Below are 21,360 nucleotides of genomic sequence, written 5' to 3' on the forward strand. Positions count from 1 at the left end.
ACCGTCCACCTGAATCGCTGGACAGAATGGACCCATGACGATCCCCGAAGACCTGCTCGCCGCCTGGACCGCCCTGCTGCACCGCTGCGGGGCCGCCGTCGACCCCGAGCCGTACGGCCGGGAGCTGCTGCGCCGCTGGTCGGAGCCGCAGCGCCGCTACCACACCGTCGCGCACCTGCGCGCCGTGCTGCGGCACGTCGACGAGCTGGCCGGGCACGCCGCCGACCCGGAGGCCGTCCGCCTCGCGGCCTGGTTCCACGACGCCGTCTACCGCCCCGACCGCACCGAGAACGAGGAGCGCAGCGCCGCCCTGGCCGTCCGCGCGCTGACCGCCGCCGGACTGCCCGCCGAGCGGGTCGCCGAGGTGAAGCGCCTCGTGCTGCTCACCGTCGGCCACGACCCCGCCCCCGGCGACCGCAACGGCGAGGTGCTCTGCGACGCGGACCTCGCCGTCCTCGGCGGCACCCCCGAGGCGTACGCCGCGTACGCGGCCGCCGTCCGCGAGGAGTACGGCTTCGTCCCCGCGCCGGACTTCAGGGCCGGCCGGGCCGCCGTCCTGCGCCACCTGCTCGCCCTGCCCGCGCTCTACCGCACCCCCGCCGCCCGCGAGCGCTTCACAGCGGCCGCCCGCACCAACCTGACGGCCGAACTCGACGCCCTCTGACGACCGTCAGCGCCACCGTGCGATCGCCCGGTCCGTGGCGGCCATCCCCGCCGTCACCGACGGGAGGCGCCCCATGACCGCCCACCACGCGTCCTGGTCGGCCCCCGTGACCTCCACCACCCACCACAAGCCCGAGACCGCAGCAGCCGCCCACCACACGCCACACCCAGCGCCCCATGCGCGCACCGTATCCACCGCCGCGCCGGCCCCGGGGAGCGTCCCCACCGGCTAGTCCAGCTTGCCCACCGGCGCCACGACCGCGCCCCGCTTGCCGCACACCCAGTGCGGCTCCGGCCCCAGCTCGGGCTCCACGCTCAGCGCGTGGGGGTCCCCGTCCGCCGCGCAGTCGGTGCACAGCGGCCAGCGTCCGTACGCCTCCAGCAGCGCGTCCTGGACGTCCTGGGCGACCAGCCCGAGCACGTACTCGGTGCCGTCCGGCCACTGCTCCAGCCACCAGCGGCGGTGTGTGACGGCCTGCTCCACCAGCGAGACGACGGCGGCGTCCGCCACGTCCCGCGCGGTGAGGTCGGCCAGGATCATTGCCCGCGCGTTGTGCAGGGCGGTCTCGATGTCGTCAGCAGCCATCCGTCCATTCTCCGTCGACACGTCCGAACGCCGAAACGCCGTGTGGGCGGCCCCCGAAGGGAACCGCCCACACGGACGAGGAATCAACCGATCCGATCAGGATCAGAAGTCCATGTCACCGCCCGGCATGCCGCCGCCGGCGGCCGCGGCGGCCTTCTCCGGCTTGTCGGCGATGACGGCCTCGGTGGTGAGGAACAGCGCCGCGATGGAGGCGGCGTTCTGCAGCGCGGAGCGGGTGACCTTGGCCGGGTCGATGATGCCCGCGGCGACCAGGTCGACGTACTCGTTGGTGGCGGCGTTCAGGCCGTGACCGGCGGGGAGGTTGCGCACCTTCTCCACCACGACGCCACCCTCCAGGCCGGCGTTGGTCGCGATCTGCTTGATCGGGGCCTCCAGCGCGACCTTGACGATGTTGGCACCGGTGGCCTCGTCGCCGTCCAGCTCCAGCTTGTCGAACGCGACACCGGCCTGCAGCAGGGCGACGCCACCACCGGCGACGATGCCCTCCTCGACGGCGGCCTTGGCGTTGCGGACGGCGTCCTCGATGCGGTGCTTGCGCTCCTTGAGCTCCACCTCGGTGGCCGCGCCGGCCTTGATGACGGCCACGCCGCCGGCCAGCTTGGCGAGGCGCTCCTGGAGCTTCTCGCGGTCGTAGTCCGAGTCGCTGTTCTCGATCTCGGCGCGGATCTGGTTCACGCGGCCCGCGACCTGCTCGCTGTCGCCGCCACCGTCGACGATGGTGGTCTCGTCCTTGGTGATGACCACCTTGCGGGCGGTGCCCAGCAGGTCGATGCCGGCGTTCTCCAGCTTGAGGCCGACCTCCTCGGAGATCACGGTGCCACCGGTGAGGATGGCGATGTCGCCGAGCATGGCCTTGCGGCGGTCACCGAAGCCCGGGGCCTTGACGGCGACGGACTTGAAGGTGCCACGGATCTTGTTCACGACCAGGGTCGACAGGGCCTCGCCCTCGACGTCCTCGGCGATGATGACCAGCGGCTTGCCGCTCTGCATGACCTTCTCCAGCAGCGGGAGCAGGTCCTTGACCGAGCCGATCTTGGAGTTGGCGATGAGGATGTACGGGTCCTCGAAGGTCGCCTCCATGCGCTCCAGGTCGGTGGCGAAGTAGGCGGAGATGTAGCCCTTGTCGAAGCGCATGCCCTCGGTGAGCTCAAGCTCCAGGCCGAAGGTGTTGCTCTCCTCGACGGTGATGACGCCTTCCTTGCCGACCTTGTCCATGGCCTCGGCGATCAGCTCGCCGATCTGGGTGTCGGCGGCGGAGATGGAGGCGGTGGAGGCGATCTGCTCCTTGGTCTCCACGTCCTTGGCCTGGGCGAGCAGCTGGTCGGAGACGGCCGCGACGGCCTTCTCGATGCCGCGCTTCAGGGCCATCGGGTTGGCGCCGGCGGCGACGTTGCGCAGACCCTCGCGAACCAGGGCCTGGGCGAGCACGGTGGCGGTGGTGGTGCCGTCACCCGCGACGTCGTCCGTCTTCTTGGCGACCTCCTTGACGAGCTCCGCACCGATCTTCTCGTACGGGTCCTCGAGCTCGATCTCCTTGGCGATGGAGACACCGTCGTTGGTGATCGTGGGGGCGCCCCACTTCTTCTCCAGCACGACGTTGCGACCCTTGGGGCCGAGCGTGACCTTCACTGCGTCGGCGAGCTGGTTCATGCCACGCTCAAGGCCGCGGCGAGCTTCCTCATCAAAGGCGATGATCTTGGCCATCTGAAGTGGTCCTCCGGGACACGGTCGACTGCTCGGACCAAGGGGTGCCCGCGACGGACGGCCCTGGTGTGCGGGGGTCCATTCCCCTACCGCTCCCGGGGGCCTCACCGACCCGGTCCGCTGTCACTCTCACGCTGTGAGTGCTAACGCAATGATTAGCACTCACCGTGGTCGAGTGCAAGCCCAATCGACAACCCGCGAGCCGCCGCCGGGGCCGCCCGGGAACGCCGACGGGCCCGTACGACACGTGTCGTACGGGCCCGTCGAGAAGCGAGTGGTCACCAGCCGAGGGCCGCGCCGAGCTCCTGGGGTCGGAAGGAGGTCAGACCGCCGCGCGAACCATGTCCGCCTGCGGGCCCTTCTGTCCCTGGGAAATCTCGAACTCGACCCGCTGGCCCTCCTCGAGGGTGCGGTAGCCGTCCATCTGGATCGCGCTGTAGTGGACGAAGACGTCCGCACCACCGTCGACCGCGATGAAGCCGTAGCCCTTCTCCGCGTTGAACCACTTGACGGTGCCCTGAGCCATTCCGAACTCCCCTAGTGCTGTGCTGGCCCTTCACGTGCCCGCAGGTCGCGGGCCCGGGTTGGTTAGAAGGCCGGCCCGGGGAACCCCCCCTGGGCGCAGCCGTGCACGCCGCAACCCTCCGCGCGGAGCGCCGAGCGGCTTCCGGTGAGCGGGTGATTGCGTCGACCGCCGCTGAATGTATCCGGATCGAAGCCCTCTGCAACAGGGCCAGCCGCCGGTAATTCCACCGCGGCGTCAACGGACAGGACGGGCTGAATCGGGAAAATCTCGGCATTCCACGCCGGACATAGCGGACGAATTACCCAAATCACCGCGGTAATTCTGACATCTGCCTGACATGTTTCACGGGCCGCCGCCAGCGGCGGGAGATCCCCGGGCCGAGCTCTGCGGAGGCCGAAAGGGAAACCCTGTTCCCAGCCGAGCCACACTCTACTCCGACTCGACCCGGAAATATTCCCGCCGGAATGCAGGCGGTCGCCCACGCATACGGAGAGCGGAATTCCGTACGCGCGGGCGACCGCGGGTTCTCCGGACGGCTCAGCAGCCGCCGGCCACCGCCGGGATGATCGAGATGCCGGCGCCGTCCTTCACCTCGGTCGCCAGGCCCTCGGCGAAGCGCACGTCGTCGTCGTTCACGTAGACGTTCACGAAGCGGCGCAGCTTGCCGGTGTCGTCCAGGATGCGGGCCGAGATGCCCGCGTGGTTCTTCTCCAGGTCGGCGATGACCTCGGCCAGGGTGGCACCCTCGGCGGCCACCTCGGAGGCGCCGCCGGTGTAGGTGCGCAGGATGGTGGGGATGCGGACGTTGGCGCTCATGACTCTCCTTGCGGGGGCGGGGTCTGTCGGGGTGGTTCAGAGGGACGCGAGGCCGGCGTCGCGGAACGAGTCCAGCGTCGGGCGGATGACGGCGGTCATCCCGGCGTCGGAGACGGCGTCCAGGGTCTTCAGGCCGTCGCCGGTGTTGATCGCGACGGTCTCCTTGGCCGGGTCCAGCTGCCCGGTCTCGACCAGCTTCTTCAGCACGCCGACGGTCACCCCGCCCGCGGTCTCGGCGAAGACGCCCTCGGTCCGCGCCAGCAGCCGGATCGCCGCCACGACCTCGGCGTCCGTGACGTCCTCCACCGCGCCACCGGTCCGGCGGGCGATGTCCAGCACGTACGGGCCGTCGGCCGGGTTGCCGATCGCCAGCGACTTGGCGATGGTGTCCGGCTTGACCGGCTTGATCACGTCCCGGCCGGCCTTGAACGCGGCCGACACCGGCGAGCAGCCCTCGGCCTGGGCGCCGAAGATCCGGTACGGCCGGTCCTCGACCAGGCCGAGCCTGATCAGCTCCTGGAGACCCTTGTCGATCTTGGTCAGCTGCGAGCCCGAGGCGATCGGGATCACGATCTGCTCCGGCAGCCGCCAGCCGAGCTGCTCGCAGATCTCGTACGCCAGCGTCTTGGAACCCTCGCCGTAGTACGGCCGCAGGTTCACGTTGACGAAGCCCCAGCCCTCGCCGGCCGGGTCGCCGATCAGCTCCGAGCAGAAGCGGTTCACGTCGTCGTAGTTGCCCTCGATGCCGACCAGCTCGCCGCCGTACACCCCGGCCATGACGACCTTGCCCTGCTCCAGGTCGTGCGGGATGAACACGCAGGACCGGAACCCGGCCCGGGCCGCCGCCGCCCCCACCGCGCCGGCCAGGTTGCCGGTCGAGGAGCAGGACAGCGTGGTGTACCCGAACGCCCGGGCCGCCTCGATCGCGCACGCGACCACCCGGTCCTTGAACGAGTGCGTCGGGTTGCCGGAGTCGTCCTTGATGTGCAGCTGGGCGGTGAAACCGAGCTCCCGGCCCAGGTTGTCCGCCTTGACCAGCGGGGTCCACCCCGGGTTCAGGTTGGGCTTCGAGGCCACGTCGGCCGGAACCGGCAGCAGCGGCGCGTAGCGCCAGATGGACGCCGGACCGGCCTCGATCCGCTTGCGCAGCTCCTCGGCGCCCTCGCTGCCGAACTCGTAGGCGATCTCCAGCGGGCCGAAGCACTCCAGGCAGGCGAAGCTGGGACCGAGCGGGAAGCGGGTGCCGCACTCCCGACAGGACAGCGCGGCGGCGGGGCCGAGGTCGACGGGTGGGAGTCCCCCCGGCCGAAGGCTGGGGGCGGGTGCGGCGCCGGAAGGGGTCGTCTCGGTGATAGCCATGACGGCGAGGCCTCTCTCCTCATCTTCCCCGTGGCGCGGTCGCGACACGGGCCGGAATTGGCACCTGTCCCGCCGGGGCCTGTCGACGACAGCCGCGCGAGAAGGTTGCCGGGACGTCAACGGGCCGTTCCCTCAGTCCCTCTGGATGAGCTTGTGAAATTGTGGTGGTGCTCAACGGCGACCCCGGCGTGCAAAGGTCCGACCGCTGTACGAAGACTGTATCCGAAGGCGTCAAACCCGAACGGGACCGTCCGCCACGCGAGATGACCCGTCCCACCCCACCCCGCCGAGGAGACCTCCGTGCCCGCCGAACCGACTCCCGAGCTCCTCCCGCAGGTGGCGTCCTGGCTGCGCCGCCGCTCCTGGAGCGCGGCCGACCGGCCGGTCCACACCCTCCTCGCCGCCAAGGAACGCACCGGCCGCACCGTCAGCGTGGTCCTGCCCGCCCTGGACGAGGAGGCCACCGTCGGCGACATCGTCCGCACCATCCGCCGCGAGCTGATGGAACGCCTCCCGCTCGTCGACGAACTCGTCGTCGTGGACTCCGGCTCCACCGACGCCACCGCCGCCGTCGCCGCCGAGGCCGGCGCCCGGGTCGAGCACCGCGACGCCATCCTGCCCCGGCTGCCCGCCGTCCCCGGCAAGGGCGAGGTGCTCTGGCGCTCGCTGCTGGTCACCCAGGGCGACATCGTCTGCTTCATCGACGCCGACCTGCGCGAGTTCGACCCCGCCTTCGTCTCCGGCATCGTCGGCCCGCTGCTGACCGACGACTCCATCCAGCTGGTCAAGGCCATGTACGACCGCCCGCTGGAGTCGGAGGGCGCCGTCCTGCCCGCCGGCGGCGGCCGGGTCACCGAACTCGTCGCCCGCCCCCTGCTCAACCTCCACTGGCCGGAACTCGCCGGCTTCGTCCAACCCCTCGGCGGCGAGTACGCGGCCCGCCGCTCACTGCTCGAACGACTGCCCTTCCCCACCGGCTACGGCGTCGAACTCGGCCTCCTGGTCGACGCGTTGGAGCTGGTCGGCCTGGACGCCCTCGCCCAGGTGGACGTCGGCGTCCGGCACCACCGCCACCAGGACGGCCAGGCCCTCGGCCGGATGGCCGCCACCATCTACCGGACCGCCCTGGAACGCCTCGACCGCACCCACCGCCTCAAGGCCTCAGCCGACCTCGTCCACCCCCACCTCACCCAGTTCACCCGGAACCCGGAGACCCACGCCTTCACCGCCCACACCCACCCGGTGACGGCCCTGGAACGCCCTCCGATGCACACCGTTCCCGAATACGTGAAGCGCCGCACTGACGGGTGACAGACCCGAGCAGTGCGGCCGCTGCGATTCCGCCGGTTACCCCGGCGGTTGGTTTGCGATGTCCGCCAACCGGCAACATCCCAACCGTGACTCCTCCCCCTCTCGACGAGGAGGCTTCCCACTCGACCCCTGCGGAGCCTCGTGACTCCTCCCCCACGCGAACGCGGGGGCTTCTCACTTGGGTCCGTCAGACCCTCATGACAGCCAAGCCCTGACCGCTGCATATCGCAGGTCTCCGACTGTACGGCTGCGCCGCGCTCCGCTCCGCCGTAGGCTCGGAATCCACCCCAACGGGTGAACGGGCAGACCCAGAAGAGGATTCATGGCCGATTCATCGACCAACCGTTCGAGCGCGACCGGCACCGCCCCCGTCCTGGTTGCCTCCAACCGGGGACCGGTGTCCTTCAGCACCGCCGACGACGGCACGCTGACCCTGCGCCGCGGCGGCGGCGGTCTGGTCTCCGGCCTCTCCGCCATCGAGGACCCGAACGCCGTCTGGGTCTGCGCCGCCCTCAACGACTCCGACCGCAGGGCCGCGGCCGGGGCGCCCCACGGCCGCCTGGACCTGGCCGGCCACGAGGTCGGCGGCCAGGCCGTACGGATGCTGGACATAGACCCGCAGACCTTCTCCCGCGCCTACAACGGCGTCGCCAACTCCACCCTCTGGTTCGTCCACCACCTGCTCTACGCGACCCCCACCGCACCCGCCTTCGACGCCGGCTTCCGCACCGAGTGGGCCGCCTACCAGGCCTACAACGAGGCCTTCGCCGAAGCCCTGGCCGCCGAAGCCGCCCCGAACGCCGCCGTCCTCGTCCAGGACTACCACCTCTCCCTGGTCCCGGCCCTGCTCCGCGAAGCCCGTCCCGACCTGCGGATCGGCCACTTCTCGCACACCCCCTGGGCCCCGCCCGAGTACTACCGGCTGCTGCCCGACGACGTCGCCCGGGCCGTCCTCACCGGCATCCTGGGCGCCGACCGGGCCTGCTTCCTGACCCACCGCTGGGCCCGTGCCTTCGCCGCCTGCTGCGAAGACCTCCTTGAGGCGACCGTCGACCACGACGCGCTCACCGTCACCTTCGACGGCCGCACCACCCTCCCCCAGCCTTCGGCCGGGGGGACCCCCACTCGGCGAACCACACTCCCCCAGCCTTCGGCCGGGGGGACCCCCACTCGGCGAACCACACGCCTGGGCGTCCACGCCCTCGGCGCCGACGCCGACTTCCTGCGCGAGCGCGCCCACCGCCCCGACGTCGACGAACGCCTCGCCGCCCTCCGCGAGGCCGTCGGCGACCGCCGCACCATCGTCCGGGTCGACCGCACCGAGCTGAGCAAGAACATCGTCCGTGGCCTCCAGGCCTACCGGCACCTGCTCCGCACCCGCCCCGAGTGGCACGACCGGGTGGTGCACATCGCCTTCGCCTACCCGTCCCGCACCGACCTGGCCGAGTACCGGAACTACACCGCGGCCGTCCGGGACCTCGCGGCCGCCATCAACGACGAGTTCGCCACCCCCACCTGGCAGCCGCTGATCCTGCACGTCGACGACGACTTCCCGCGCTCCCTCGCCGCCTACCGCCTGGCCGACGTCGCCCTGGTCAATCCCATCCGCGACGGCATGAACCTGGTCGCCAAGGAAGTCCCCGTGGTCTCCGACCACGGCTGCGCACTCGTCCTCTCCCGCGAGGCCGGCGCCCACGCCGAACTCAAGGACGACGCCCTCACCGTCAACCCCTACGACGTCATCGCCACCGCCGACGCCCTGCACGCCGGCCTCACCATGAGCCCGGAGGAGCGCGCCGACCGCACCAAGCGCCTGACCGCGGCGGCCACCGCGCTCCCCCCGCAGCAGTGGTTCCTGGACCAGCTCAACGCGCTGTGAGCGCCTCCCCCAAGGCCCCCAGCAGCTCCACCACACCCTCCGGCCCGGCGACCACCAGGTCCGCCCGGTCGGCCAGGTCCCGCACCGGCGCGTCCCCCACCGCGCCGGCGCACACCAGCACCCCGGCCACGCCTTCGCCGCGCAGCTTCTCCACCGCGGCGAAGGCCGCCACATCCCCCAGATCGTCCCCCGCGTAGAGCACCGAACGAGCCCCCCGCTCCCGCAGGAACCCGGTCAGCGCCGCCCCCTTGTCCACCCCCGGCGGCCGCAGCTCCAGCACCAGCCGCCCGGGCTCCACCACCAACCCGTGCTCGGCCGCCAGCTCCCCCACCGGCGCCCGCAGCAGCTCCAACGCCTCCTCCGGCGCCGCCGTCCGCCGGGTGTGCACGGCCACCGACCGCCCCTTGTCCTCCACCCACGTCCCCTCGGGCGCCCCCACCCGCTCCAGCACCCCCGGCAACACCGCCCGCACCCGAGCGACACCCGGATGCACCTCCGGAGCCGAAAGCTCCCCGTCCTCCCACCGCTCGGCCCCGTAGTGCCCCAGCACCACCACCCCCGGCAGCCCCGCGAACCCCCCGTACTCCACCGCCAACCCGGCCGGCCGGCCCGTCACCACCACCACGGCCCCCACCACCGGCGCCAGCCGCCGCAACGCCCCCACCACCCCCGGATGCGCCCTCGCCTGCCCCGGATCCGCCACGATCGGCGCCAACGTCCCGTCGAAGTCCAACCCGATCACGGCATCCCCGGGCGCCGCCAGAATGGCCCGCACCCCGTCCCGCCCCGCCTCGGTCCCCGGCACGAACATCTCTTCAAAGCCCATACCGAAGCCCCTACCCCGGAGCGTCCCCCTCCGCACTCGCCACCCCCCGCAGCCGCCCCCTCCCCTGGCCTCCCGAGCGCCCCCGGTCAACGAGCCGCCCGCCGGGCCTCCCGCACGCGCCGCAACCGGTTCACCAGAACCGGCGCGTGAGCCAACGCCTCCTCCCGGTCCAGCAAGGCGTTCAGCACCTGGTAGTACCGGGTGGAGGAGAGCCCCAGCTCCTCCCGGATCGCCCGCTCCTTGGCCCCCGACGTACGCCACTGCCGCCCCTCCAGCGCCAGCACCGCCCGGTCCCGCTCACTCAGCTCGCCCACCGGAAGCACCTCCGTCCACCGCTACGGAGTGTCATTCTCCCGCGTGACCCCGACACACACTGCTCGCCCCACCGTGCCGCCACCCCCACTAACGTCACCCCCATGACCACGCCCAGCTTCGCCATGCACATCCCCACCGCCGACCTCGAACCCGACCCGCTCGACCCGTCCCAGATCGTCTCCGGCACCCCCGAGGTCACCGGCAAGGTGCTGTCCGAGTCCTCCGACGGCCGCCACCTGCGCGGCCTCTGGCAGATCACCCCCGGCGTGGTCACCGACGTCGAGGCCGACGAGATGTTCGTGGTGCTCAGCGGCCGGGCCACCATCGAGATCGAGGGCGGCCCGACCCTGGAGGTCGGCCCCGGCGACTGCGCGGTCCTGCGCGAGGGCGACCGCACCACCTGGACGGTCCACGAGACCCTCCGCAAGGCCTACGCCATCACGCTCCCCTGACCGGCGACCGGCGCCCCCGCCGGGGCTGAGGCCCACCGCGAACCCCCAGCCCCGGCACCGGAACCGTCCCCAGCCCCGGCCCGACCCGGTCCTACTTACGGACCTCCGCCGCTTCCTTCACCGCCGCATCCTGCAACCCCCCGAGCACCTGCTTCGGATCCCCCGTCACCGCCTGCCCGATCCCGGCCTTGATCCGGTTGCTGACCTCGCCCCAGGCCGGGTCCCCGAACGGGTAGAAGCTCGCGTTGGTCAGCCCGACCGCGAACTGCTTGAGGTCCTCGTGCTTCGGGTCCGACGACATCTGGCCGAACGCGTCCTGAGTGACCGGCAGGAGGTTGTACTGCTCGTCGAACTTCAGCTGGTTGTCCTTGTCGTAGACGAACGACAGGAACTTCTTGATCTCGTTCTTGTGCCCGTTCGCCTTGAACGCCATCATCCAGTCCGCGACCCCGAGGCTCCCGGTCCGCCCCACCCCGTCCTTCTTCGGGATCGGCGCCGTCCCGAAGTCGATCTTCCCGGCGGCCGCCATCCGCAGCAGCGTCGGATGCCCGTTCAGCATCGCGACCTTCCCCGCGGCGAAGTCCTGGAACACCGGGGTGCGGTTCATCGTGCCCGGGTTCGGGTACGTCAGCCCGGTGCTCACCAGGTTGCTCTTCAGCCAGCCGAAGGTCGCCTGGTTCTGGGCGCTGTCGATGGTGTAGTTGCCGACGTCGTCGGAGATGCTGCCGCCACCGCTCAGCGTCCAGAGCATCGACTCGGCCGGCGCCTCCTCCGGCCCCAGCGGCAGCCCGTACGGGGTCACCCCCGGCACCTTGGCCTTGATCTTCTCCGCGTCCTGCCGCAGCTCGTTCCAGGTGGCCGGCGGCTGCGTGATCCCGGCCTGCCGGAACACCGCCTTGTTGTAGAAGAGGACACGCGACGAGGACACGAACGGAATCCCGTACTGCGTCCCGAGCACCTGCCCGGCGTGCGCGAAGTTCTCCAGGAACCTGGCCTGGGTCTCCACCGAGAGCACGTCGGAGGCCGGGTACAGCCGGTCCGCCGCGACCTGGTCCGCGAAGCCGCCGGTCTGGAGCAGGTCCGGCGACTTGCCGGCCGCGACCATGTCCTCGACCTTCTTGCCGATCTCGGTCCAGCTGTCCACCTCGACGCTGACCCTGATCCCGGGGTTGGCCGCCTCGAAGGCCCTGGCGACCGTGTCCCAGTAGTGCTGGGAGTTGGTCTCGGGGCTCTCCCCGTAGTCGGCCGCGACCAGCTTGAGGGTGACCGGCCCGTCGTCCTGCCCGCCACAGGCACTGGCCGCGGTGAGGACCAGTGCTCCGGCCAGTGCTCCGCCGAGCACACGGGTGGGAACGTGGACGCGCCTGTTCAACGCGGGTACCGCCTTCGGGGGATGAACGGGGATGAACGGGGGTGAATGCCGGCCGGAACGGGGGAATCCGGCGGGGGGAGGCGCAACACTGCCAAACCCGCCGAGCACTGGTCCACACCACTGACCGGGCTCGCCCCAGTAGTTATCGAAGTGCTCGGAGTCATTGCACAATGCGCAACAAAACCCCCGCCCCCGCCCCTCGCACTCCGGTCCGCGCCCACCCTCGCACCCCGGCGCAAAGCCCCGCACACCCCCGCAGCTGCGACAAAGCTCACCCCGTATGGACCAGACCAATCCGACAACTGGACTAGACCTCTTCTACCCGCCCAAGGGAAACTGTCCTCCGTGAAGCACGTCATCGCACTCGATGTAGGCGGCACCGGCATGAAGGCCGCGCTGCTCGCCCAGGACGGCTCCGTGCTGTTCGAGGCACGCCGACCGACCGGGCGGGAGCACGGCACGGACGCCGTCGTCGCCGCCATCCTCGACTTCGCCACCGACCTGGCGGACGAGGGCCGCAGCCGCTTCGGCGTCGCCCCGCTCGCGGCCGGTGTCGCCGTCCCGGGCACGATCGACGAGAAGAACGGCATCGCGGTCTTCTCCGCCAACCTCGGCTGGCGCGAGCTCCCGCTGCGGGGGCTCCTCGGCGAGCGCCTGGCCGGACCGGACGGCGGCGCGATGCCGGTGGCCCTCGGCCACGACGTGCGTTCCGGCGGTCTGGCCGAGGGCCGGCTCGGAGCCGGCCGCGGCGTCGACCGCTTCCTGTTCATCGCCCTCGGCACCGGCATCGCCGGCGCCATCGGCATCGACGGCCGGATCGAGGCCGGCGCGCACGGCTACGGCGGCGAGATCGGCCACGTCGTGGTCCGCCCCGGCGGCCCCCAGTGCGGCTGCGGCGCCCGCGGCTGCCTGGAGACGCTGGCCTCCGCCTCCGCCGTCTCCCGCGCCTGGGCCGAGGCCAGCGGCGACCCCGACGCCGACGCGGCATCCTGCGCCGCCGCGGTGGACGCCGGGGACGACCGCGCCCTCGCGGTCTGGCAGCGGGCCGTCGACGCCCTGGCGGACGGCATCGTCCTGGCCCAGAGCCTGCTCGACCCGTCCACGGTGATCGTCGGCGGCGGGCTGGCCGAGGCCGGTGACACGCTCTTCGATCCGCTGCGCGCGGCGGTCACCGAGCGCCTGACCTTCCAGATGCCCCCGAAGGTCGTACCCGCGATGCTCAAAGACACCGCCGCGTCCCTGGGCGCGGGCCTGCTCGCCTGGGACCTGCTCTCCTTGGAGGTGACCGCGTGACCACCGCGGACCGTGACCGTACTGCCCTGGCCGGCGCCCGACTGGTCCTGCCCGGTGGCGTCGTCGAGGGCGACCGCCTCGCCGTCGAGGGCGAGCGCATCGCCGGCCTCGGTGGCGACACCGAGCCCGGCGATCTCGACCTGACCGGGTACACCGTCGTGCCCGGCTTCGTCGACCTGCACGTCCACGGCGGCGGTGGCGCCTCGTACGCCTCCGGCATCGCGGAGGAGGCACTGCTGGCCGCCCGCACCCACCTGGAGCACGGCACCACCACCACGGTGGCCTCCACCGTCACCGGCGAGATCGACGAGGTCGCCCGCCAGGCGCACGTCCTGTCCGAACTCGTCGAGGACGGCGTCCTGGCCGGCATCCACTTCGAGGGCCCCTTCATCTCCCCGGGCCGCTGCGGCGCCCACCGCCCCGACCTGCTGCGCGACCCCGACCCGTCGCTGGTGCGCAAGCTGGTCGACGCCGCCCGCGGCCACGCCAGGATGGTCACCCTGGCCCCCGAGCTGCCCGGCGGCCTGGACTCGGTGCGGATGCTCGCCGACCTCGGCGTGATCGCCGCCGTCGGCCACACCGACTCCGACTACACCACCACCCTGGAGGCGATCGAGGCCGGCGCCACCGTCGCCACCCACCTGTTCAACGCCATGCCCGGCATCGCCCACCGCGCCCCCGGCCCGATCGTGGCACTGCTGGAGGACGAGCGGGTCACCGTCGAGCTGATCAACGACGGCGTGCACCTGCACCCCTCCGTCCTCGACCTCGCCTACGGCACCGCCGGCGCGAACCGGGTCGCCCTGATCACCGACGCGATGGGCGCGGCCGGCATGGGCGACGGCCTCTACCCGCTCGGCCCGCTCCAGGTCGAGGTCAAGGACGGCGTGGCCCGGCTGGTCGAGGGCGGCGCGATCGCCGGCTCCACCCTCACCCTGGACGTGGCGTTCAAGCGCTCGGTCACCGTCAACGGGCTGAGCCTGAACCAGACCGTCGAGTCGCTGTCCGCCACCCCGGCCCGGCTGCTCGGCCTGAGCGACTCGATCGGCTCGCTGGAGACCGGCAAGCTCGCCGACCTGGTCGTGCTCGACTCCGACACCTTCGACCTGGTCGCCGTCATGCGCCGCGGCCGCTGGGTCCTGGGCGGCGACACGTTCTCCGCCGTCGAACCCGCCTGAGCAACGCCGACGGCCGCCCTCCCCCTGCGGGGACGGGCGGCCGTGGTGTGGCCGGAGGGCGGGCGGGCTCAGCCGCCCGGCTCGATGGTGATCTGGTCGATCAGGACCGGACCGGAGGGCACCGTGAAGGTCACCGAGTTCGGCCCGGCCTGGAACTGCGGGAGTATCCAGGTGCTGAACCAGGCGGACGTCTGGTCCTTGGGGGGCGCGCCGTAGATCTTGTAGGTCACCCCGCTCGGCCAGTCCTTGCCGTTCACCGCGGCCGCGCCCTTGAAGTCCGCGCCCGAGTAGTTGTAGTGCACGGTCAGCTTGTACGTCCCGGCCGTGGCGATCTCACCGGTCCAGGTCACCGAACCGCCCGGCTGGAGCGTCAGGTAGCTGCCGTCGGCGGACTTGGCGCCCTTGACGCCGTTGCCGGACGGAGCGTTCTGCCCCTGGAGCTGGCCCGCGTCCACGGTCGTCGGGCCGGAGATGGCGGTCGCGCTCGCCGAGGGGGCGGCGCTCGCGGTGGTGGCCGTCGGCACCGGGGTGGTGGGGGCCGGCGGGGCAGCACTCGTGGTGCCGCCCTTGGCGTTCTTGTCGCCATCCGGGTCCCCGGTGGAGAGCGCTATGCCGGCACCGATCGCTATCGCCGCGACCACGGCCACCGCGCCGATCACCGCGCCCCGGCTGCGGCCGCTGCTGCGGGGCTCCTCCCCCGGCTGCGGCCGGGAGTGCTCCGCGTAGCGGGTCTGCTGGGTGGGCGCGGCACCGTACTCGGGCTGCTGCGGCAGGCCGGGCTGACCGCCGTACGGGGCCTGCGGCTGACCGCCCGGGTACCCCTGCGGCGGCATGCCCTGCTGGCCGTACGGCTGCTGCTGTTGCGGCGCCCGCTGCGGATAGCCGTACTGTGCGCGCCCGACCTCCATCGGGCGGTTGTACGACGTACGCGGGACCCCCTGCTGCGGCTCGGCCGGCTCCCCGGTGGAACCGTCGGCCGGGCGGTAGAGGTAGCCGAACGGGTCGTCGTCCTGCGGGGCACCGCCCCCCTGGCCCTCGGGCACTCCGTTGCTGCCGGCGGTCGTCACGGTGGTCTGCTCCCCCATCCGGTGCGCCGCCGGCTGCGGGCGGCGCAGATCATGGACGCTGTCGTACCGGGAACCCTACCTGTCGTTTGTGACGGCGGGGAAAGACCCCTTGACAACTCACGGGTAACCCGGACCGGCCAGGGCCGGACCGGGCCCGCGGCGGCCGTCCGCCGGCTCAGCCCGCGCGCCGGTGCGAACGCTCGCCGCGCGCCCCGCGCACCGCCCCGCCCCTGGCCCGCTTCTCGTCGTACATCCGCTCGTCCGCGGTGTGCAGCACCTCCTCGATGCTCATCCCGCAACCGGCCCAGCCGACGCCGAGGCTCACCCCCACCCGCATCGCCCGTCCGTCGATCCGCATCGGCGGGATGATGGCGCCCCGCAGCCGGTGGGCGAGGTCCTTGGCCTCCTCGCGGCCGATCCCGTCGGCCAGCACCACGAACTCGTCGCCGCCGAGCCGGGCCACCGTGTCGCCGTCCCGGACGGCCTGGCTCAGCCGCCGGGCCACCTCGACCAGCACCGCGTCGCCCGCGTTGTGGCCGAACCGGTCGTTGATCGACTTGAAGCCGTCCAGGTCGCAGAAGAGCACCGCGAGCCCCTTGTCCACCGCCGCCGCGCCGCCGGAGCGGAACGGCGCCGACCAGGCGTCGCCGCCCGGCCCGTACTCGGCCGGGACCACCGCGTGCACGTGCTCCCCGAAGCCCGGGCCGAGCCCGCCCGGCAGGCCCTCGGGCAGCCCGTAGCCGTGCACCGGCCCGGCGTACGGGTCGGCGCCCTCCAGCCCGTCGTGCGCCGTGTGCGCACTGTAGGAGTCGGCCGGGTAGCCGTACGGCTGCGGGTAGGCCGCCTCCACCTGGCCGGCGGCGGCGCCGACCGGCTGCGGCTGGGCGCAGAGCCGGCGGGCCAGCCGGGCCTTGAGCTCGGCACCGTTCGGCAGCCCGGTGAGCGCGTCGTGGCTGGCCCGGTGGGCGAGCTGGAACTCGTGCCGCTTGCGGTCCTCGATGTCCTCGACGTGGGTGAGCAGGAAGCTCGGGCCCTCGGCCGCGTCCGCGACGATCGAGTTGCGCAGGCAGACCCACTGGTAGCCGCCGTCCCGCCGGGACAGCCGCAGCTCCGCGCGGCCGCTCTCGGCGCTGGTGCGTTCCAGCAGCGCCCGGTCCTCGGGGTGCACGAGGTCGGCGAAGCTCTGCTGGCGCAGCACCGCCCGGGGCCGGCCGAGCAGTCGGCAGAGCGCGTCGTTGACCCTGGTCAGCTGGCCGCGCCCGACGCCGTGCAGCTCGGTGATCGCCATCCCGCTGGGCGCGTACTCGAAGGCCTGGCGGAAGCTCTCCTCGCTGGCGCGCAGCGCCTGCTGCTCCTTCTCCAGGCGGGCCAGCGCGCGCTGCATCTCGGCCCGCAGCCGGGCGTTGCCGATCGCGATGGAGGCCTGCAGCGAGAACATCTCCAGCGCCTCGCGGGTCCACGCCCCGGGCCGCTTGCCGCTGCGCGGGCGGTCCACCGAGAGAACGCCCAGGAGGTCGCCGCCGGCGCTGTACATCGGGGCGAGCAGCCCGTCGGCGGGGTGCCAGTCGTTGGCGTACACCGGCAGCGGGCCGTCCCCGATCCAGCGCGGGATGTCGCTGGCGACGGCCCAGCCGCGGTCGTAGGGCAGGAAGCGCAGGGTGCCCCAGTGGTCGCTGACGCCGAGCAGCCGGTCCCAGGACTCCCGGGAACCGACCTGGCCGAGCAGCACGGAGGGGCCGCCCATCGGGCTCTCCTCCAGCTCCCAGACGGCCGCCACCACGAGGTCGCCGTCCGGCCGGACCAGGCTGACCGCGGCGGCGTCGAAGCCGAGCCCGTGCACCGCGCCCTCGACGACGGCCTGGAGGGTGCCAGCGAGGCTGCGGGCAGCGTTGAGGTCCGCCACGACCCGGTGCAAGGTGCGGAGGGTCGCGAGACGGACGTACGGCTCCGACTCGGCTTCCATGCGGGGGCTCCCCGGCTGCTTCGGATAGTTCTTGATTGGTTATCGTCCGATTGCCAGAAGAACTGAATCACAGGGAGCACAGCGCTCGGCACGCTCGGTCAGCAATAGGCCGCCACTTGTGACTTAAATCACACGACACTAATGCGCCCTTAATCAGTTCATCTGCCCCATAGCGGGACATAAAGCGCTATCGGAACATTTCTGGTGGTCGACCGCATTGGCCCCGGACTGAAGCCGACTGCGCCCGCCGGTCCGACGGCTTCACTCCTGAGGGTGAGTTCGGCCACCGGGCGCAACCCTTCGGCCGGACCGGCAGTCCTACGACCAAGGCCCGATGCCGTTTCTCCCGGGTGACGACTACCGTGCGGTACGTGTACCCGTCCCCGCAGCCCGAAGCTGCCCCCCACGCCACGCCCGACGAGTTCCGGGCTGCCCTCTCCCAGCTCGCCGCCGGCGTGAGCCTGGTGACCGTCCACGACCCGGAGGACGGGGAGGACGTCGGCATGACCGCCACGTCCTTCCTCTCGGTGTCGCTGGAGCCGCCGCTGGTGCTGATCTCGGTCCGCGAGGACTCCCGGATGGACGAGGTGCTCTCCCGGGTGGACACCTGGGCGGTCTCGGTGCTGGCCGAGGGGCAGAAGACGCTCGGCTCCCGGTTCGCCATGAAGGGCCGGCTCAGCGACCGGCTGCTGTTCGCGGACACCGCGCACCACCGCGGACCGCGCACCGGCGCCCCGCTGATCGCCGGCGCACTGGCCACCGTCGAGTGCCGCACCGAGCAGCGGATACCCGCCGGTGACCACACCCTGCTGCTCGGCCGCGTCCTGGAGGCCGCGGTGCCCGACCCGGGCGGCCGCCCGCTGCTCTACTTCCGCGGCGGCTACCGCACCCTCGGCTAGGGCGTGTCTACTCGCCGCCCCGCGGCGACCGGCGGCCCTGCTTCAGCTCGGAGCGGTGCCGCTTGTTGAACAGCCGCCGCTCGACCATCCCCCGGCTCGGCCTGGTCGCCCGCCGGGCCTTCGGCGGCGGCGCGCACGCCTCGGTCAGCAGCGCCGACAGCCGGGCCGCGGCCGCCTCCCGGTTGCGCCACTGCGAGCGGAACTCCGAGGCCTGGACCACCAGCACCCGGCCGTCGACCAGCCGCCCGGCCAGCCGCTCCAGCGCACGCTCGCGCCACACCTCGGGCAGCGCCGTGGTCGAGGCCAGGTCGAAGCGCAGCTCGGCCTTGGAGTCGGAGGTGTTGACGTGCTGGCCGCCGGGGCCGGAGGAACGCGAGAAGCGCCAGACGAGCTCGGCGTCGGGGACGACCACCGACCCCCGCACGCGGATGGGCTCGGACATGCGTCCATCATCCCGCGCGGGGCCCGTACGGTCACCCGGTTATCCGATACCCGCCCGCTCGCCTCCGGGCGCTCCGGACCCGGTTACCGGAGCACGCCCCGAGCCCCGACAATGGCGTACGTGATCGAGCTCGGCTACTCCCTCTCCAACCGCTTCCCCGACCCCCCGCAGACGGACTACCGCACCGCGTCCGTGCACGCCCTGCGGTACGACCTGTTCTGCGGCGACGTCTACCTTGACGGCGAGGGCGCGGAGCTGTCCACCGCCTGGGGCTGGGTGCCGGTGCTCGACTTCGCCTGGGCGCTGTGCGACATCGCCGAGCTGCTGGACCGCGACCCGGACGGCAGCCGGGCCGCCCGGGTGCAGACCGCCGACCTCGACTTCACCCAGAACACCGAGCTGCTGCGCTTCGCCCGCCGCTTCAACTGGGTCGAGGTCACCGCCACCTGGCTGCCGGACGAGCCGCCGGTGGTGGTCCGCCACGGCGAACTGCGGCGCGAGGCCCGGGACTTCCTCCAGGACACCCTGGCCGACCTCTTCGACATGCACCCCGACCTGGCCGACAATCCGAACATCTGGTCGCTGCAGGGCCGGTTCCGGCGGATCTGACACCCGCTTTGCCCGGGCTTTGCCTCCGATTGGCGCTCACGAAGAATTCACGGCCCCTGCGGAACCAAGCCGCCGGAGTATTGCGTTGTCCCGGGGAAAAGCGAACGAAGCGAACGAAGGGACTGCAATCGTCATGCCAGTGAGCCTCTCCAAGGGTGGCAACGTCTCGCTGACCAAGGAGGCCCCCGGCCTGTCCGCGGTCACCGTCGGCCTGGGCTGGGACGTCCGCACCACGACCGGCGCCGAGTTCGACCTCGACGCCAGCGCGATCGTCCTGAACGCCGACGGCAAGGTGCTGTCCAACGCCCACTTCGTCTTCTTCAACAACACCAGCACGCCGGACAACACCGTCGTGCACACCGGTGACAACCGCACCGGCGAGGGCGCGGGCGACGACGAGTCGATCAACATCAACCTGGCCGGCCTGCCGGCCGAGGCCGTCAAGATCACCTTCCCGGTCACCATCTACGACGGCGTCGCCCGCGGCCAGAACTTCGGCCAGGTCCGCAACGCCTACATCCGTGTGGTGAACGCGGCCGGCGGCGCCGAGATCGCCCGCTACGACCTCTCCGAGGACGCCGCCACCGAGACCGCGATGATCTTCGGCGAGCTCTACCGCAACGGCGGGGAGTGGAAGTTCCGCGCCGTCGGCCAGGGCTACGCCTCCGGCCTGGCCGGCATCGCCCAGGACTTCGGCGTCCAGATCTGACGCACCCGCGGGGAACGCCGCGGCGCGGGAAGCCGGTCCGTCCGACTTCCCGCGCCGCGGTTTTCGTTTTCGGAGCCCTGGCCCACCGGGCCCTGGCCCACCGGGCCCTGGCCCACCGGGCCCCGGCGTCCCGGCGTCCCGGCCCCGGCCTACCGAGCCCTGGCGTCCCCGGCCCCCGCTTCCGGTCCTCAGCGCGAGGCGCGCAGCTCCGGCAGCTGGATCAGCTCGGTCTCGTCCTCCGGCGTCAGGTCCACCACGGTCGGCTCGCCCTGCTCCGGCCGCCCGGCCGGCTCCGCCGCCCGGGCCTCGGCCTCGGCCTTCGCGGCCACCGCCTCGTCGCCCACCACGTCCGCCAGGTCGGCGCGCTCCCCCAGTTCGGCGACACTGCCCACCGCCGGTGCCGGGGCCGCAGGGCGCACCGGGGCACCCGCGCCGCGGCCGAAGAAGCTGAAGCCCTGCCCGCGCGCCTGCCCGGACTGCGCCGGCCGCGGCCGCTGCCGCTCCGCCGGCACGGGCGCCGCGGCGGGCGCGGCCGGCGTCCCGCCGAGCTGACCGACCGTCGCGGTCAGCGCCGGACGCAGCGGCGCGGGCTGCACCGGCGACTGGGCCGCCGGAGCCTGCCCCGGGGTGGGCACCGAGGGCACCACCGGGGCCGGGACGGCCACCGGCGCGGGCGCCGGAACCGCCGGGGCGGCCGTGCCGGTCAGCGACTCCTTCGCGGGCGCCCGCAGGACGACCTCCGCGCCCGCCGTACGCGCCCGCTGCGCCTCCTGCTCCGCCGCGCGGCGCTCCAGCAGCCGCAGCACGGCCGCCGCCCGCACGTACGCGGCCGGGCTGGCCGGGTACTTCGGACGGCTCGCGGCGAGCGCCCGCTGGGCTTCCTCGGCCTCCTTGAGCGCCTGCTCGGCCACCGTCACGGCCCGCTCGCGCAGCAGCCGGGCGATCTCGGTCTCGGCCTTCGCCAGCCGCGACTTCTCCGCCGTCAGCCGCCGCCCGAACCGGGTGGCCCGCTCCTCGGCGACCTCTGCCGCGTACTCGGCCTCGGCCAGCTGCTCCTCGAACCGCTCCTCGGCGCGCAGCCGCTGCGCCGCGGACATCTCGGCGGCCGCCCGGGCCGCCTTGTCCCGCTGGCGCAGCAGCAGCGCGAAGCCGAGCGTCGCGATCACCGCCGCGACGCCCACCGAGCGCACCAGGATGGTGTCCTGACTGAAAAGCAGAGCGGCCAGTGCGGCGACCAGCAGCACGCCGGCGGCGGTGGGGGGAAAGACCCGGCCGAGGACGGAGGAATGACGGTGGCGTCCGCGAGACATGCCCAAGAAACTAGCGTGCGAATTGGGGCCGTGTCAGCCCAGGGTCCCCTTCTGCCCTTG

At 72.6% G+C, this 21,360-nt stretch carries 21 protein-coding genes and 1 riboswitch; of the genes, 9 read left to right on the top strand and 12 right to left on the bottom strand.

Annotation, left to right across the window (positions count from 1 at the left end):
• Positions 1 to 34 precede the first annotated feature (34 nt).
• The gene (locus ACIRRH_RS23755) at positions 35 to 664 is read left to right on the top strand and encodes a hypothetical protein (protein WP_403070775.1); all 630 of its coding nucleotides are present in this window, start codon (positions 35 to 37) and stop codon (positions 662 to 664) included.
• Positions 665 to 892: 228 nt separating this feature from the next.
• Here ACIRRH_RS23755 and ACIRRH_RS23760 read toward each other — a convergent pair whose 3' ends face one another.
• The 5 genes from ACIRRH_RS23760 to thrC all read right to left on the bottom strand — a co-directional run bounded on the left by ACIRRH_RS23760 (position 893) and on the right by thrC (position 5,675).
• Positions 893 to 1,249, bottom strand: a complete 357-nt coding sequence (locus ACIRRH_RS23760) for a hypothetical protein (protein ID WP_380768895.1) — start codon at positions 1,247 to 1,249, stop codon at positions 893 to 895.
• Positions 1,250 to 1,351: 102 nt separating this feature from the next.
• A complete protein-coding gene (gene groL, locus ACIRRH_RS23765; protein ID WP_045692318.1) occupies positions 1,352 to 2,974 on the bottom strand; it encodes a chaperonin GroEL in 1,623 nt (540 codons plus the stop codon).
• A 322-nt stretch (positions 2,975 to 3,296) separates the two neighbouring features.
• Positions 3,297 to 3,500 (bottom strand): cold-shock protein, encoded by a 204-nt coding sequence (locus tag ACIRRH_RS23770; protein ID WP_030289665.1) that lies wholly within the window; start codon positions 3,498 to 3,500, stop codon positions 3,297 to 3,299.
• Between the two features lie 537 nt (positions 3,501 to 4,037).
• Positions 4,038 to 4,316, bottom strand: coding sequence for a MoaD/ThiS family protein (locus ACIRRH_RS23775; protein ID WP_403070779.1), 279 nt, complete (start codon positions 4,314 to 4,316; stop codon positions 4,038 to 4,040).
• A 36-nt stretch (positions 4,317 to 4,352) separates the two neighbouring features.
• Entirely contained in the window at positions 4,353 to 5,675 is a 1,323-nt protein-coding gene (gene thrC, locus ACIRRH_RS23780) for a threonine synthase (protein WP_403070782.1), read from the bottom strand.
• A 16-nt stretch (positions 5,676 to 5,691) separates the two neighbouring features.
• Positions 5,692 to 5,827, bottom strand: a riboswitch (SAM riboswitch).
• Positions 5,828 to 5,975: 148 nt separating this feature from the next.
• On the opposite strand from thrC, the gene ACIRRH_RS23785 reads away from it, so the two are divergent.
• Together ACIRRH_RS23785 and ACIRRH_RS23790 are read left to right on the top strand one after the other, a co-directional pair.
• The gene (locus ACIRRH_RS23785; RefSeq protein WP_403070784.1) at positions 5,976 to 6,986 is read left to right on the top strand and encodes a glucosyl-3-phosphoglycerate synthase; all 1,011 of its coding nucleotides are present in this window, start codon (positions 5,976 to 5,978) and stop codon (positions 6,984 to 6,986) included.
• Positions 6,987 to 7,308: 322 nt separating this feature from the next.
• Positions 7,309 to 8,865: a trehalose-6-phosphate synthase gene (locus tag ACIRRH_RS23790; protein ID WP_403070786.1), complete on the top strand. Its 1,557-nt coding sequence runs from the start codon at positions 7,309 to 7,311 to the stop codon at positions 8,863 to 8,865.
• Here ACIRRH_RS23790 and otsB read toward each other — a convergent pair.
• Both otsB and ACIRRH_RS23800 read right to left on the bottom strand, forming a co-directional pair.
• Entirely contained in the window at positions 8,852 to 9,691 is an 840-nt protein-coding gene (gene otsB, locus ACIRRH_RS23795) for a trehalose-phosphatase (RefSeq protein ID WP_403070789.1), read from the bottom strand. The genes ACIRRH_RS23790 and otsB overlap by 14 nt on opposite strands.
• A gap of 86 nt (positions 9,692 to 9,777) precedes the next feature.
• Positions 9,778 to 10,005, bottom strand: coding sequence for a DUF3263 domain-containing protein (locus ACIRRH_RS23800; protein ID WP_224281334.1), 228 nt, complete (start codon positions 10,003 to 10,005; stop codon positions 9,778 to 9,780).
• Positions 10,006 to 10,107: 102 nt separating this feature from the next.
• Between ACIRRH_RS23800 and ACIRRH_RS23805 the strand changes: the two genes are divergently transcribed.
• Positions 10,108 to 10,458, top strand: a complete 351-nt coding sequence (locus tag ACIRRH_RS23805; RefSeq protein ID WP_403070792.1) for a cupin domain-containing protein — start codon at positions 10,108 to 10,110, stop codon at positions 10,456 to 10,458.
• Positions 10,459 to 10,549: 91 nt separating this feature from the next.
• Here ACIRRH_RS23805 and ACIRRH_RS23810 read toward each other — a convergent pair whose 3' ends face one another.
• A complete protein-coding gene (locus ACIRRH_RS23810; RefSeq protein WP_403070795.1) occupies positions 10,550 to 11,830 on the bottom strand; it encodes an extracellular solute-binding protein in 1,281 nt (426 codons plus the stop codon).
• Between the two features lie 345 nt (positions 11,831 to 12,175).
• Between ACIRRH_RS23810 and ACIRRH_RS23815 the strand changes: the two genes are divergently transcribed.
• Both ACIRRH_RS23815 and nagA read left to right on the top strand, forming a co-directional pair.
• Positions 12,176 to 13,123, top strand: a complete 948-nt coding sequence (locus ACIRRH_RS23815; protein WP_403070798.1) for an ROK family protein — start codon at positions 12,176 to 12,178, stop codon at positions 13,121 to 13,123.
• The gene (nagA, locus tag ACIRRH_RS23820) at positions 13,120 to 14,301 is read left to right on the top strand and encodes an N-acetylglucosamine-6-phosphate deacetylase (RefSeq protein WP_403070801.1); all 1,182 of its coding nucleotides are present in this window, start codon (positions 13,120 to 13,122) and stop codon (positions 14,299 to 14,301) included. The genes ACIRRH_RS23815 and nagA overlap by 4 nt, the downstream gene beginning before the upstream one ends.
• A gap of 68 nt (positions 14,302 to 14,369) precedes the next feature.
• Here the strand turns inward: nagA and ACIRRH_RS23825 are convergent, their stop codons facing one another.
• Both ACIRRH_RS23825 and ACIRRH_RS23830 read right to left on the bottom strand, forming a co-directional pair.
• On the bottom strand, positions 14,370 to 15,368 hold the full coding sequence (locus tag ACIRRH_RS23825; RefSeq protein WP_403070804.1) for a hypothetical protein: 999 nt from the start codon (positions 15,366 to 15,368) through the stop codon (positions 14,370 to 14,372).
• 175 nt (positions 15,369 to 15,543) lie between these two features.
• Complete coding sequence (locus tag ACIRRH_RS23830; protein WP_403070806.1) at positions 15,544 to 17,331, bottom strand: diguanylate cyclase domain-containing protein; 1,788 nt, start codon at positions 17,329 to 17,331, stop codon at positions 15,544 to 15,546.
• Positions 17,332 to 17,702: 371 nt separating this feature from the next.
• On the opposite strand from ACIRRH_RS23830, the gene ACIRRH_RS23835 reads away from it, so the two are divergent.
• Entirely contained in the window at positions 17,703 to 18,230 is a 528-nt protein-coding gene (locus tag ACIRRH_RS23835; protein WP_224284412.1) for a flavin reductase family protein, read from the top strand.
• A gap of 7 nt (positions 18,231 to 18,237) precedes the next feature.
• Here ACIRRH_RS23835 and arfB read toward each other — a convergent pair whose 3' ends face one another.
• Positions 18,238 to 18,672, bottom strand: a complete 435-nt coding sequence (gene arfB / locus ACIRRH_RS23840) for an alternative ribosome rescue aminoacyl-tRNA hydrolase ArfB (protein ID WP_403070809.1) — start codon at positions 18,670 to 18,672, stop codon at positions 18,238 to 18,240.
• A 111-nt stretch (positions 18,673 to 18,783) separates the two neighbouring features.
• Here arfB and ACIRRH_RS23845 point away from each other — a divergent pair, with 111 nt between their 5' ends.
• Positions 18,784 to 19,281, top strand: a complete 498-nt coding sequence (locus tag ACIRRH_RS23845; RefSeq protein ID WP_403070812.1) for a hypothetical protein — start codon at positions 18,784 to 18,786, stop codon at positions 19,279 to 19,281.
• Between the two features lie 133 nt (positions 19,282 to 19,414).
• Positions 19,415 to 19,990 (top strand): TerD family protein, encoded by a 576-nt coding sequence (locus ACIRRH_RS23850; protein ID WP_224284415.1) that lies wholly within the window; start codon positions 19,415 to 19,417, stop codon positions 19,988 to 19,990.
• A gap of 188 nt (positions 19,991 to 20,178) precedes the next feature.
• On the opposite strand, the gene ACIRRH_RS23855 is transcribed toward ACIRRH_RS23850, so the two are convergent.
• Positions 20,179 to 21,300 carry a hypothetical protein gene (locus tag ACIRRH_RS23855; protein WP_403070815.1) on the bottom strand — a complete coding sequence of 374 codons (1,122 nt, stop codon included), beginning with the start codon at positions 21,298 to 21,300 and terminating at the stop codon, positions 20,179 to 20,181.
• Between the last annotated feature and the right edge of the window lie 60 nt (positions 21,301 to 21,360).

Origin of the sequence: Kitasatospora sp. NPDC101235, assembly GCF_044767505.1 — a bacterium.
GTDB lineage: Bacteria > Actinomycetota > Actinomycetes > Streptomycetales > Streptomycetaceae > Kitasatospora.

Excerpts from the sequence above, each read along its gene's own strand:
- ACIRRH_RS23755 (WP_403070775.1), top strand. The coding sequence starts at position 35 with ATGACGATCCCCGAAGACCTGCTCGCCGCCTGGACCGCCCTGCTGCAC.
- ACIRRH_RS23760 (WP_380768895.1), bottom strand. The coding sequence starts at position 1,249 with ATGGCTGCTGACGACATCGAGACCGCCCTGCACAACGCGCGGGCAATG.
- groL (WP_045692318.1), bottom strand. The coding sequence starts at position 2,974 with ATGGCCAAGATCATCGCCTTTGATGAGGAAGCTCGCCGCGGCCTTGAG.
- ACIRRH_RS23770 (WP_030289665.1), bottom strand. The coding sequence starts at position 3,500 with ATGGCTCAGGGCACCGTCAAGTGGTTCAACGCGGAGAAGGGCTACGGC.
- ACIRRH_RS23775 (WP_403070779.1), bottom strand. The coding sequence starts at position 4,316 with ATGAGCGCCAACGTCCGCATCCCCACCATCCTGCGCACCTACACCGGC.
- thrC (WP_403070782.1), bottom strand. The coding sequence starts at position 5,675 with ATGGCTATCACCGAGACGACCCCTTCCGGCGCCGCACCCGCCCCCAGC.
- ACIRRH_RS23790 (WP_403070786.1), top strand. The coding sequence starts at position 7,309 with ATGGCCGATTCATCGACCAACCGTTCGAGCGCGACCGGCACCGCCCCC.
- otsB (WP_403070789.1), bottom strand. The coding sequence starts at position 9,691 with ATGGGCTTTGAAGAGATGTTCGTGCCGGGGACCGAGGCGGGGCGGGAC.
- ACIRRH_RS23805 (WP_403070792.1), top strand. The coding sequence starts at position 10,108 with ATGACCACGCCCAGCTTCGCCATGCACATCCCCACCGCCGACCTCGAA.
- ACIRRH_RS23830 (WP_403070806.1), bottom strand. The coding sequence starts at position 17,331 with ATGGAAGCCGAGTCGGAGCCGTACGTCCGTCTCGCGACCCTCCGCACC.
- arfB (WP_403070809.1), bottom strand. The coding sequence starts at position 18,672 with ATGTCCGAGCCCATCCGCGTGCGGGGGTCGGTGGTCGTCCCCGACGCC.
- ACIRRH_RS23845 (WP_403070812.1), top strand. The coding sequence starts at position 18,784 with ATGGCGTACGTGATCGAGCTCGGCTACTCCCTCTCCAACCGCTTCCCC.
- ACIRRH_RS23850 (WP_224284415.1), top strand. The coding sequence starts at position 19,415 with ATGCCAGTGAGCCTCTCCAAGGGTGGCAACGTCTCGCTGACCAAGGAG.
- ACIRRH_RS23855 (WP_403070815.1), bottom strand. The coding sequence starts at position 21,300 with ATGTCTCGCGGACGCCACCGTCATTCCTCCGTCCTCGGCCGGGTCTTT.